The 12,566-nt window shown below is 66.8% G+C and carries 10 protein-coding genes; 2 read left to right on the top strand and 8 right to left on the bottom strand.

From position 1 onward, the window contains the following. Nucleotides 1-54 precede the first annotated feature (54 nt). The 3 genes from EAH76_RS02965 to EAH76_RS02955 form a co-directional block, all read right to left on the bottom strand. On the bottom strand, nt 55-1,095 hold the full coding sequence (locus tag EAH76_RS02965) for a GlxA family transcriptional regulator (protein WP_241659524.1): 1,041 nt from the start codon (nt 1,093-1,095) through the stop codon (nt 55-57). Then, nucleotides 1,052-2,293 carry a DJ-1/PfpI family protein gene (locus EAH76_RS02960; protein WP_241659523.1) on the bottom strand — a complete coding sequence of 414 codons (1,242 nt, stop codon included), beginning with the start codon at nt 2,291-2,293 and terminating at the stop codon, nt 1,052-1,054. The genes EAH76_RS02965 and EAH76_RS02960 overlap by 44 nt, the downstream gene beginning before the upstream one ends. A gap of 261 nt (nt 2,294-2,554) precedes the next feature. Further along, entirely contained in the window at nt 2,555-3,427 is an 873-nt protein-coding gene (locus EAH76_RS02955) for a SirB1 family protein (RefSeq protein ID WP_241659522.1), read from the bottom strand. Nucleotides 3,428-3,496: 69 nt separating this feature from the next. On the opposite strand from EAH76_RS02955, the gene EAH76_RS02950 reads away from it, so the two are divergent. Then, nucleotides 3,497-4,603: a metallophosphoesterase gene (locus tag EAH76_RS02950; RefSeq protein WP_241659521.1), complete on the top strand. Its 1,107-nt coding sequence runs from the start codon at nt 3,497-3,499 to the stop codon at nt 4,601-4,603. A gap of 183 nt (nt 4,604-4,786) precedes the next feature. Beyond that, a complete protein-coding gene (locus EAH76_RS02945; RefSeq protein WP_241659520.1) occupies nt 4,787-5,821 on the top strand; it encodes an NAD(P)H-binding protein in 1,035 nt (344 codons plus the stop codon). 94 nt (nt 5,822-5,915) lie between these two features. On the opposite strand, the gene EAH76_RS02940 is transcribed toward EAH76_RS02945, so the two are convergent. The 5 genes from EAH76_RS02940 to EAH76_RS02920 form a co-directional block, all read right to left on the bottom strand. Then, on the bottom strand, nt 5,916-6,812 hold the full coding sequence (locus tag EAH76_RS02940; protein ID WP_140847855.1) for a cobalamin B12-binding domain-containing protein: 897 nt from the start codon (nt 6,810-6,812) through the stop codon (nt 5,916-5,918). 246 nt (nt 6,813-7,058) lie between these two features. Beyond that, the gene (locus EAH76_RS02935) at nt 7,059-8,123 is read right to left on the bottom strand and encodes a lipocalin-like domain-containing protein (protein WP_140847851.1); all 1,065 of its coding nucleotides are present in this window, start codon (nt 8,121-8,123) and stop codon (nt 7,059-7,061) included. Beyond that, on the bottom strand, nt 8,123-10,651 hold the full coding sequence (locus tag EAH76_RS02930; RefSeq protein WP_140847847.1) for an FtsX-like permease family protein: 2,529 nt from the start codon (nt 10,649-10,651) through the stop codon (nt 8,123-8,125). Before EAH76_RS02930 ends, EAH76_RS02935 begins: the two co-directional genes overlap by 1 nt. Further along, the gene (locus tag EAH76_RS02925; protein ID WP_140847844.1) at nt 10,641-11,321 is read right to left on the bottom strand and encodes an ABC transporter ATP-binding protein; all 681 of its coding nucleotides are present in this window, start codon (nt 11,319-11,321) and stop codon (nt 10,641-10,643) included. The genes EAH76_RS02930 and EAH76_RS02925 overlap by 11 nt, the downstream gene beginning before the upstream one ends. A 298-nt stretch (nt 11,322-11,619) precedes the next feature. Beyond that, the gene (locus EAH76_RS02920; RefSeq protein WP_140847841.1) at nt 11,620-12,546 is read right to left on the bottom strand and encodes a LysR family transcriptional regulator; all 927 of its coding nucleotides are present in this window, start codon (nt 12,544-12,546) and stop codon (nt 11,620-11,622) included. Nucleotides 12,547-12,566: the final 20 nt, after the last annotated feature.

The raw sequence follows: 12,566 nt of genomic DNA, 5'->3' as shown, positions 1-12,566 counted from the left end.
GATGACGTCCGATTATGTCAGCTTTTGGCCGCCTCAATCTGCCGCCGAACGCTGCTACAGAAGACTGGAAAATCGCAAACGATGGGTCGCCGGGTTGGTGATCAGTTGACGCTGAAACGCGCGCCGGAGCGCTTGCTCATCACCGTACCCCGCGCGGACAGCGACCGCCTTCAGCGGCAAGTCTGTTTCCTCGAGATCGCGGCAGGCGGCTTCAAGCCGCATCAGGTCGACGGTCTTCGCCGGCGTCCGGCCGACCTTTGCCGCGTAGGTTCGCGCAAAGGTCCGCGGCGCCATGCCCGCCTGCCCAGCAAGCCGGCCCACGGAGAGGTCTGCCGTGAGGTTCACCGCGATCCATGCATGAAGTTCGACGAAGCCATGGTCGCGCGTCTGCGCAGTCAAAGGCACGCTGAACTGCGACTGGCCACCGGCGCGTTTCATGAACACGACCATCTGCCGCGCGGCATCGATTGCGACGCGCGGGCCGTAATCCTGCTCGATCAAGGCGAGCGCAAGATCGATCCCGGAGCTCACGCCGGCCGAGGTCCATAAATTGCCGTCACGGATGAAGATGCTGTCCGAGTCGATGTCGAGCGTTGGATGCCGGTGTTTGAGCTTGTCGAGCCACGCCCAATGCGTCGCGACCCGCCGACCGTCGAGTTGCCCCGCTGCCGCCAGCAGGAACGCGCCCGTGCAGACCGAACAGAGCCGCCGCACCGATCTCGCGCGCAAGGCGATGAAGTCGCGCAGCGCGGGCTCGACATCATAGTCTTCGCCCACGCACCCGCCGGGCGCGATGAGGGTGTCGATGGGCATTTCGCCCAGCGACGCCGTCGCCACGGTCACGACCGGCAGGCCCGCGGTGGTCAGGACTGCCCCGCCCAGCGCGGAGGCGACGATCGTCTCGTAGCGCGCCGGCGCCCCCGCCGGCCCACCGCGATTGGCCGTGGTCAGCGCCTGCAATGGTCCGGCAAGGTCGAGCAGGTTCATGCCGTCATAGGCGAGCAGGACTACGCGGAGGGTATGGGGCGGCGCGGGCGAGACGGTGCGTTTTTCAACCATGATAACCCGGATACTCAAAGCCGAGCGCCACGCCATAGGCCGTCTGCCTGCCGTACAGCCGCGTGATCTCGGCGAGAACACGATCGAGGGTGAACGCCGACGTATCGGACGCGGGCGTGACGATGCGCGTGAGAGCGTTCGGATCGGTACGATCGGGCAGCAGGGTCAGGCCGTGCAAGGTCGTCACAGGAGCCGGATTGGGCGCAAAGGCATAGGCCTTTGCCCGGCCCGTGCGGGCGTAGGCATCGGCCGTGAAGGCAATGGCTATCTCATCTGCCCCCGGTGAAAGGGTGACGCCAATCGACTGGGGATGATGAAACCAGCCGTTAAAGTATTCCGTGGCCGCGAACGCCGCGAGATTGCGACCGAATTTGGGGGCAAACCGGTGGCTGTCATGGGCTGCGCTCCAGTCGGGCGCGCCAATTACGGCGGCGGTCGCCGCAGCGCGGGCGCGTCCGGCGATCGCTTCCACCAAAGCCAGCGATGTCGGGACAGCCGCACTGATTCCCGCGCTGGAGACGATCCGTCCATCGGCGACATAGCGACGGTCGTCGACCCAATGAACCTGGGGATATGTCTTGTGGGGGTAACCCGCCGTTGCCCAATGCGCGGTCGCGCGATGCCCGTCGAGCACGCCGCTGCTGGCAAGCACCAACGCGCCATCGCAGATGCTGACGAGCGTGCCGCCCTTCGCGGCCTGCTGCTTGACCCAAGCAAGCAACGCGGGATCGTCGTGCCGCACCACCGCCGGCACCACGATGTAATCCGCGCCTTCGGGGAAGCGCCTGTCGAACTCAGCGACGGAGGCCTGCGGCTGAATATGCAGTGCCGGACGCATTGTCATCATACCCTCGCCGGTCGCAACCGTAATCACCTCTCCGACGGCCGCCTGCTGCAAGATGCCGTACGGGATGACATAGTCGGTGAGTTCGGTACCGGCGTTTATTCCGACGATGGCGATAACCGGCCGCTGTCGGCCAAAGCGCGCCTGATACGGCAAGATGTGTTCGATCGGCGCCTGAGCTGCGCCGGACATCGGAAGCCGTGGCGGGTTAGAGGATTGGGCCGCGGCGACCGAGCTGCAGCCGGCAACAAGGCAGGCAGCCGCAACAAGGCCGAGGCGATTTCGTACAGGTTTTAGGTGAAACATGATGCGGTCCGGGCTGTTATGGCTCGCTTTTCTGGCCCATATAAAGGAATGCCCATAGGACAGCTTTGCTTCATTTTCTGCCAATCCGAGGCCGAAGATCGCTAGACAGCAGCGCTGCAATTTTCTTGAGCAACGATCCGCCCGCGACGACCCATAATCGGTCCCCCGAGACCGGTTTGCCGGGATCCAGAACCGGCCATTCGTTCAAACGAGCTCCAAGGGCGCCTCTTCTGGCGCGCGCCCGTTCGAAGCCAGTGCATGACGAGGATTCCTCTCACTTGGTCACCCCTATCCGCATGCGGATAGGGGGCCTAACGGAAGCGCTCGCCGATGCGATCCACCGGGTCAGTCAGCCGTCAGCGCGTCGAGCATTTTCGTCACGCGGCGACGTAACGCCGGGTCGCGCGTGATCTCCAGCATCGCTCCGAGACTGCCGCGCGCCGCCGCGATCGCCTGGTCGGCAAGCTCCAGCCGGGCGCGCTCCCACCACGCGTGCGGATACGCCGGTGCCATTGTCGTCATGCGAACGTAGAGTTCGAGCGCACGCCGGCCGTTGCCCGCCTGCTCGGCGCGCGACGCCTGGTTCTGGAGGAGGCGGACAAGCACGGCGCGGTTCGGCATCGCCGCGAGGTGCGTCACCGAGCGACCTGAACCGGCAGCCGCCTCGATGAGCGCGGCGAGCCGCTCGGTCCCCACGCGCACGCCGTTTGCGAAAGGGTCGACGATCACCGACGTCTCCTCCGCAGCGATCAGGACGAGCACGTGGCCCGGGAGGTCGAGCACATCCGCGCTCCAACCGAGCCGACGCGCCATCGCGACCCAGAGGATCGCCAAGCTCACCGGCAACCCCCGACGACGATCCAGAACGTTGATGAGGTCGGCATTGGCGGGATCGTCGTAGGTCTCGGAATCCCCTTCGAAGCCGAACTCGCCGGCGAGCACTGCGGCCAGGGCCTCGGCACGCTCGGCGGCTGACGCTAAATCACCTCCGACCGAGTCCAGTCGTGTCTCGATCGCGTCGAGCAGGTCGTAATAGGTCGCGAGATCGGTGCCGGGATGATCGAGCAGCGCCAACGACAGCGCAGCATCGTCCAATTCGATCTCGTCCTCTTCAATCAGGCCGAGGCGGTTGAGGTCTTCATACATCCCGCCCAGATGGGGATTGCAGGCGATAATGGAAACGGGCGTCAGCTGCGCCGCTTGCTTTGTGATCGCCATTCGTCGACGCGCCGGCGTTAGAGGCTAAATCGCGTCCGAAACCCTGGAGTCCGTGTCATTTTCAACCTCGTGTTCGCTATCCCCACGCTGATCGTCCTGGCCCGCTGGCTATGGCCGCTACCGCTACCGCTATGGGCCAAGGTATCGGCGGGGATACTGATGCTGGCCGCGTCGCAGTTTCATCTGTGGAGCCGGTTCTCCTCGGGTTCGGTGTTTGCGCCCGAGTTCCCGCGTTTCGTCGTTATCCTGTTCAACTGGGCGTTCGGCGCGCTGCTCCTGCTTGCCGTTTTCCAACTGGCCCTCGACCTGGGCACCCTCATCACGATGCTCGTCCGTCAGGAGATAGTCCGCGAGCCCGCTGGGCTCCGATACGCCGTAGCGGCCTTGGCAGCGCTCGTTGCCGCGATCGGCGTTGCCAACGCGCTCCGCGTGCCGCCTGTCCGAGACGTCACGGTCGCGATCCACGACCTGCCGGCATCCTTCGATGGCTACACCATCGTCCAGCTTACCGACCTCCACATCAGCCGGCTCTTCACCGCCGCGTGGGCAAAGGCCGTCGTCGATCGTGCCAACGCGGCCGACGCCGATCTGATCGTTGTAACGGGCGACTTCATCGATGGCTCGGTGGAAATGCGCCACACCGACGTGGAGCCGCTCCGCCTTTTGCGCGCGCCGGACGGCGTCTACGCGATCCCGGGAAATCACGAGCATTTCTTCGACTATCGTGCATGGATGCGTCACCTGGCCGGCATGGGGTTTCGCATGCTGCCGAACGCGCATGCTGTCATAAACCGCGGCGGTGAGCGACTGGTGATCGCCGGCGTCACCGACCTATCGGCGCCAAGCGTCGGTGAGGTCGGACCCGACCTCGCCCTCGCCTTGAAAGGCGCTCCTGTCGAGGCGCCGGTCGTCCTGCTCGATCATCAGCCGCGCAAAGCGCGCACCGCCGCGGCGCGCGGGGTCGCGCTTCAGCTGTCGGGGCATACGCATGGTGGCATGATCGTCGGGCTCGACCGGCTCGTCGCCCGCGGCAACGCGGGGTTCGTCTCGGGACGCTACGCAGTCGGCGGCATGACGCTCTACGTCAGCAACGGTACCGGGCTTTGGCCGGGGTTCGCGTTGAGGCTCGGGGTACCATCCGAGATTACGCGGATAACGCTGCGCCGGACGAAGTAGGGCAGCTGCTCGCGCGACGTCTCGAGGTGCCGTTGAGGCGTGCATCGGCACAACACTCGAGCACCGGCCTACTCGTTTCCCGATAGCTGCCGTTCGTTCACGTCGGAGATTCTGCTTTGTTTCGCTGCCTGCTGAAGGCACGTTAAGCTACTGCTTTCGAACCCGGCGCCATGGCGCGCTCGGATGGCAATGGAGACGGAAACCGTGACATCACGTGCGCCCGAGTCCACGGCGCGGCGACGGGTCTGTTTGCTCGGTGCGACCGGTACGATCGGTCGCGCGACTGCCGCGGCCCTCGTGCGGCAAGGGCACGATGTGGTCGCGTTCGTCCGAGCCAAAAGCGGCGACCGACCGCTTGCTTCAGCAGACCGCGCCCGCTCGTTCGAGGGCGTCTTGGTGAAGGTCGTGGACTATGCCGATCCCGCATCGCTGTCTCACGCCGGGTTTGGCGGCGAGCGGTTCGACGCAGTGGTGTCGTGCATGGCGTCGCGCACGGGCGAGCCCAACGACGCCTGGGCGATCGATCATCGCGCACACCTCAACGCCCTGGAGGCGGCGCAGCAGGCCGGCGTCACCCACTTCGTGCTGCTGTCCGCCATTTGCGTGCAAAAACCGCTTCTTGCTTTCCAGAATGCCAAGCTGGCATTCGAGGCGGCGCTGATCGCATCGGGCATGCGCTATTCGATCGTGCGGCCCACCGCCTATTTCAAATCCCTGTCGGGCCAGATCGAACGCGTGCGCAAGGGGCGGCCCTTTCTGATCTTCGGCGACGGCACTCTGACGGCCTGCAAGCCGATCAGCGACGACGATCTGGGCACGTATATCGCAGAGTGCCTGGGGGTCGAGGAGCGCTGGAACCGGATCCTGCCGATCGGTGGCCCGGGCGAGGCGATCACGCCGCGGCAGCAGGGCGAGGCGCTGTTCGCGCTGCTCAACCGCACGCCCCGGTTTCGCTCGGTGCCCGTCGCGTTGCTCGACGGTATTGTCGCAGGCCTATCCGCCGTCGGCCGCATTGCCCCGCCGCTCGCGGCCAAGGCCGAGCTGGCCCGGATCGGGCGCTATTACGCGACCGAATCCATGCTGGTGCTGGATCCCGCGACCGGCCGATACGACGCCGCGGCCACGCCATCGATCGGCAGCCAGACCCTGTTCGACTATTACCGGGCAGTGTTGGATGGCGAGGCCGCGCCAGACCGTGGCGATCACGCCGTGTTCTGAGAAGATGTCGAGGAGATCGTCGGCTAAACATCGAGCGGTGCCGCATGCGCGCACCTGTGGTCGCGCGAATAGACATCATAGCCCGAACCGCCGCCTAGGCGTGGAATTTCGCCGCTGCCACGTCGAACAGTTTCTGCGCGACGAGCACGGCAGCGGGGGCGTTGGGCGCGGTGGCGTCCGCCCCCACCTCATATGCGAGCCCCGGGTTCGCCGTGAAAATCGGCCCCCCGACCATGATACCGATGGCACGGTTGCGCGACTGCTCGCGAAGCAGCGCGATCGCCTCCTTCAGGCTGTCGATCTGCCGCTCCGAGCCGATCGTCAGCCCGGCCACCGCGAACCAGCCGTCCCGCGCGACCGCTGCGATCTCGTCAGCCGTTCCGGTGAGCTCGGCCTGCACGTCCCATCCCGCCGCGAGCAAAAACCGTTCCACCATCGCCACGCCGAAGGAGTGCTGATTGCCGGGCGTCATCGCCATCAGCACGCGGCGACGCTGGTCCAGCGCGGGGATGGCATGGGTATCGTTGAAGATCGCCAACAGCTTTTGCAGCCGGGCCACACCGAGCGTCACGTCGATGAAGTCGCATTCGTCCTTGTCCCACATCTCCCCCAGACGGCGGGCGGTCGGCTCGAGCAACTCGACGAACAGGGTTTCCATCGGCAGGCCGCGATCCCGCAGCACCATCACGTAAGCCGCCGCCGCTTCGAGATCGCTGCCCAGCACGATGTCGGCCAAGCCGGTTATATCCGCGCTGCTTGGCGCGAGCGCCTCGATCAACGACGCGACCGGTGGTGCATCGGGAATCACGTCGGTGTGAAGCTTTAAGAGACGCGGAATAATGTCATTGGAAATGATGCGCGCAAGGTTCGCCTGGCGCGCTGCAACGTCATCGCGGCTATATATTTCCGGCGCGATGAAATGCGTTTCAAGAGTACGGAGGACCTGCCGGTCGATCGGCGGCAACGCAACGGCATTCGCCATCAGGCCCATATCGTCCTCCTATTGTTTGTCTTCGATGGACAAATCCGTAAGTGAAATCAGCATATGGGGCGGTGAATGTCGAGGCCATTCAGACGCTTTCGATTGCAATTGTCGCTACGACGGACCGGATTCCTATGTATTTCGGGCTTGTGTGAAGCAAACCTGCAGCCGGATCATGCACGCCAATGGTCAGCGCGCCGCACCACCCGAAGGTTTGGGGAGGTAAGCGACCGATCGAGTCGATGTAGTCGATCATCACATCGTCAGCGCGCGGTCATAGCCCGTCAGTTCAAGATACCCACGCCCACCCGCGGTCCGCACCGCACCTTCCCAATAGACCGGCAGGCCGCTGCGCCGCGCATCGAGTTCCTGCGCTGCGAACAGCGGGGTTAGCACCCAGCGGCGCACGCCATCGGGCAACCGCACGCTGAGCGCCTGCTTCACAGGATACACCGCCCCGGTCACGGGACTGCGCCACCGTGCCAGCGGGCGAAAGACGATGTCACCGGGTGCCAACACGGTCGTCGTACCGTCGGCCCGGCGGAATGATCCGCCTGCCCATAGCGTTCCGCCTGCCTTGCGCCGGATGCGAAACGCCATCAGCGCGCTACCGTCATCGAAGTTCAGGCCGGTCCAGTCCCAGCCTTGCGCATCGCCCTGAAGATAGTTGGAGGACCATTCGCGATCGAGCCACGCCTCACCGGTAACCGCGACCGAGGTTCCACCACGGCGTACGGTCCCCGCGACCTTGAGATGCGGGACCGAGTAATAGTAGCTCGCCGCATCCGGCTGCGGCCCCTTTCGGCTGAACCCGCCTTGGCCCTGCGGCAGCGGCGGCTTGGTCGGTGCGAAATTCAGCGCAAGCGCGAAGTCGGGTGCCGCCACCTGCGTCGCCCAATGCCCGTCGGCGTAGCGCCGCAGCCGCCAGTCGCGGATCGTGACGTCCGCATCGGTGGTTCCGGCACCCGCCAGGCCAAATCCGGCCCGCGCAGACCGCTCGCCGTGAAGCAGCCAGCCGATCCTCGGGTCCGACAGCGCGGCGTGCGCAAACAGCACTTGCCCCGCGGCGAAGCGGCTCGGGTTTGCCGGATCGGTCGGTGGCCGGGAGCGGAAGAAGGTGACCTGAAAACCGAGATCGGCGCCGTCCACCGTGCGAAGCCAGCCCGTCACATACCACCATTCGGTCCGGAACAGCGGATGCGCGCCGTGATCGCGCGGGAAGCGCAGCGCGATGCCGGGTCGCACAACCGGATACGGCACCGGCGCGGATGCGGTCAGGCTGGCGGCGGCGAGCAGCGCTACGATCGGGGACACGCGCATCACCAATCCTCCCGCACCGATTGCACCGCGCTGCGCGACGTCGCACGCCGCCCCGCCAGCACGGCGGTCACCGCCGCCGCACCGGTCAGCGCCGCTGCCACCGCGACCAAGGTGCCGACGGGGATGCGCGTGTCCATCGTCCAGTTGAACGATTGCGGGTTGATCACATGGATCAGCACCTGCGCGAGCACCAGCCCAAGCCCGATCCCGGCCAACGCGCCGGTCAGCCCAACGATCGCCCCCTCGGTCGCCAACATCGCGCCGAGCTGGCCGCGCGTGAGACCGAGATGGCGCAGCATCCCGAACTCGCGTTCCCGCGCCAACGTCTGCGCCGACATGGTCGCGGCGACGCCGGCGAGCCCGACCAGGATGGCGATCGCCTCGAGCAGATAGGTCACCGCAAAGCTCCGATCGAACAGCGTCAGCGCAAAACGGCGCAAGACCGCCGGCTGGGTGATGTCGACCTGACCGCGCAGCATCGGCGATACACGCGCGCGCAACCGCTGCGTCACCGCCGCCGCATCGCTGCCCGGCAGCAGCGTGGCCGATGCCTCGTCGCGTCCGGTGTCACCGGTCAGACGCTGATAGTCGGCCTCGTCGATCAGCACGGCCCCGCCCTGCCGCGCATAGTCGCGCCACACGCCCGCCACCGCGAAGCGCGTGCCACCTCCGATCGGCAAGCGGATCACCTCGCCGGGGTTCCAGCGGTAGAGGCGCTGGGCGGGCTCCGATACCCAGATCGGCGTGAGGCCAGTCGGCAGCGCGTCCGCGCGGGCGATCAGCACGAACTGCGGATCCTCCACGCCGCGCTGCGGTCGTGCGACGAGCGCGATCGCCGGGCGATCAGGCGCGATCGTCAGGGCGAGTTGTCGTCCGAAGGCCATACGCGCAACGCCGGGCGTCGCGGCCAGCCGCGTGCGAGTGGCAGGGTCGAAACTCGCACCCGCGTTGGTGCGCATATAGAGATCGGCGCTGAGCACCTGGCCGAGCCAGTCATCGACCGCGCCGCGGAAGCTCGTTACCATTGTCGCCATCGCGATCATCAATGCCGTCGACGCGACGATCCCGCACAGCGCGGTCGCGGCCTCGCCCGGCGCGCCGTGCAAGTGCCGGATCGCGAGCTGACGCGGGACCGTGCGGATCGCGCCGCGGGCGAGCGGCGCCAGCAGTGCCCGCGCGAACCACGGCACCCCCGCGATGCCGCCGGCGAGCAACAGCGCCATCCCGGCAAAACCAAACAGCGGCAGATGCGCGACCGGCGGCAGCAACGAGACCACACCCCCCGCGATCAGCAACCCGGCCGCCGGCCACCACGCCACGCGCTGACGCGGATCGAGCACGTCGCCGGCATTCTTGAGCGCCGCCGCGGGCGCAGCGCGCGCCGCAAGACGCGCCGGTACCGCGCTTCCGGCGATCGCCGCGAGCAGGCCGATCGCGAAAAAGCCGATTGCTGCCCAGGGTTGGAATACCAACCCCGCCCCCGCGCCGCGGAAATAGCCGGCGCCGAGGTCACCGCCCAGCCAATGCACTGCCGCCCAGGCAAGCCCGTACCCCGCCGACAGCCCGATGCCCGATCCGATTACGCCGATCGCGACGCCCTCGGCCACGACGGCTGCGACCACCCCGCCGCGCGGCATGCCGAGCGTGCGCAGCAGCGCGAAGGCTCGCTGCCGCCGGACGACCGACAGCGACTGCGCCGAATAGACCAGAAACCCGCCGGTCAGGAGCGCGACGAGCGCCAGCATGTCGAGATTGACGCGGTACGCGCGGGAGAGCGCATCGCCCTGCAGCGACTGCGCCTGCGCGGTCGAGATCACGGCGTCGCCGGGCATCATCCTCGCCAGCGCGGCATCCGCTGCCGGACGATCCGCCACCTTCACGTCGATCCGATCGAGCCGTCCGATCCGATCGAACCGCCACTGCGCCGCGGCGATGTCGATCACCGCGACCGCGCTCCCGTCGGCAACCCCGGGGAGCGTACCCGCGATCCGGAGCGGCACCGCACGTCCGTTCGCCGCGGCCGTGACCACCGCTCCAAGCTTAGCGCCGCTCCGCTCGAGTGCCGCGCGCGACAGGAAGACGCTCGCCTCGTCGAAAACCGCGGCGCCGTCGGCATCGGACCCGCGCGGGCGGACCCCGATCAGCGTCGGCGTCACCGCCGCCGCGCGCAGGATATCGAGCCCAAGCAGCGTCACGCGCGCCGTGCCGATCCGCGCCTCGAGTTGCACGACTGGACTTGCCTCGGCCACCCCAGCGGCGAGCGCCACGCGCGGATACAGGCGCTCGTCGAAGCCGAGCCGGCTGGTCGCCTTCACGCTCAAATCGGCGGAGCCGTTCACGCCACGCACCGCGCTGTCGAACGACGCCAGCGCCGAACCGTTGACCAGATGCACCGCAAAGCCTAGCGCCACCCCCACCGCGATCGCCACTGCAGTGACGAGGAAGCGCGCTGGATGAAAGCGCCACTCGCCCGCGATCAACCAGCCAAGCGCCAGCCGCCCCGACCACAAGCCGGGCTCAGCGCGCACGCTCGACCAGGCCCTCGGTGGTGAGCGTCAGCACGCGATCGGCAATCGCGGCGGTCGCGTCGGAATGGGTGACAAGCACCGCCGCCGCGCCTCGCTCGCGCGCGGCATCGGCGAACAGCGTCAGCACGCGGAGCGCCGTTTCTGAATCGAGGTTGCCGGTCGGCTCGTCCGCCAGGATGAGCGCCGGGCGATGGACGAGCGCGCGCGCGATCGCCACGCGCTGCAACTCGCCGCCCGAAAGATCGCGCGCATAGCCCTCGCCGCGACCGCCGAGCCCGACGGCCGCGAGCATCGCCTTCGCTTCGACCCGCGCCGCCGCAGCGTCGGGCGAGACCAGCGCCAGCGGGAGGGCGACGTTCTGCTGCAGCGTGAGGTACGGCAGGATGTGGAAAGCCTGGAAAACGAAGCCGATCCGTTCGCGCCGCAATCGGGTGCGCGCGGTCTCGTCGAGGCCGCCGAACGTAATTCCTTCGATCGCCACCTCGCCTCCATCGGCGTCGTCCAACCCGGCAAGGATGTTGAGCAGCGTCGATTTGCCGACGCCGGATTCGCCGGTAATCGCCACGATCTCTCCGGCGCCCACCGCAAGATTCAGCCCGCCAAACAGCAGACGCGGGCCAGGGACGCTTTTTGCCAGCGCACACACCGTCAGCAGGGAAGGATCAGCCATCCGCACTTGTCGCCGGTTGCCGAGGCTCCGACAAGCTCGATCATACCGGCTATCGGCGCATACCGTTGACGCTGAAAAGACATAGATGGGCTTTCGGGCACGCTAACCCGGTAACGACACAGCAGGACTATGTGGTCGACGGTGGCTCCGCGGTGCGTACTGAAAAGGCCCAAAGATTAGCCATTCACAGCACGTTGTCGGCTCATCACCTACGGTCATCCGTTAAGCTACAGCCGGCGTTGGCGATTAGGGTTTGAACGGCGGTTGCCGGCGCTTCAGCGCCATAGGTGCGTAATGGTCATCTCCCCGCGAAAATCGTCGTCGGTCCGCCTTTATGGATCGCGAGTTGGAAGGAATCCCAGCTCGCCGCCGCCATCAGCCACTCCCTGAAGACACGCATCGCTGGCGTGTCCTGCCGCGACATCAGCCGGGTCAGCCAATAGCGCCCAGTCGTGATTTCGATTGCGAACGGCTGGATGAGGCGCCCGGCCGTCAGCTCGTCCGCGAACATCGTAGGCGGCGCCATGGCCACCCCGAGCCCAGCCTTCGCGGCAGCAACCATCAGGATCGATGTGTCGAACACCGGCCCGCGGATCGGCGGCGGTGCCACACCAACCGCTGCGAACCAGGACGGCCATTCGTCAAGCCGATAGGACCGGAACAACGTCTCGCGCGCCAACGACTCGGGCATCGTGAGGCGATCCGCCATGGTGGGCGTGCATAACGGCGACAGCGGTGCGTCGAGGATCGGTTCGGCGTGAACGCCGTGCCAGGCGCCGTCACCGAAGCGGATCGCCAGATCGAGACCTTCGCCTGCAAGATCCACGCGATTGTTGTTGGTCATCAGCCGCAAATCGACATGCGGATGGGCTCGGCCGAATTCCGCCAGTCGAGGCAGGAGCCAACCGCCCGCGAAGGTACCCACGACTCCCACGCTCAGCACTTCGCGCAGGCGCCCGCCGGCATAGCGGTCGAGCGTGGCGCCGATCGCATCGAAGGCGCCGGCAACGACCGGCACGAGCGCATGGCCCTCGTCGGTCAATGCCAAACCGCGGGGCAGACGCCGGAACAGCGGCATGCCGAGGCGCCGCTCGAGCGCCGCGACCTGATGGCTGATCGCACCTTGACTGACCCGCAGCTCGATCGCTGCGCGGGTAAAGTTGAGATGCCGCGCCGCCGCCTCGAAGGCGCGCAGCGCGTTTAACGGAAGGTGGGCACGATCCATTCTTCACGCATGAACGCACC

The organism is Sphingomonas glacialis (assembly GCF_006439055.1).
GTDB classification, from domain to species: Bacteria; Pseudomonadota; Alphaproteobacteria; order Sphingomonadales; family Sphingomonadaceae; genus Sphingomonas; species Sphingomonas glacialis_A.
Note: the sequence above shows the minus strand (reverse complement) of the source record. Positions and strands in the feature narration are given on the sequence as shown.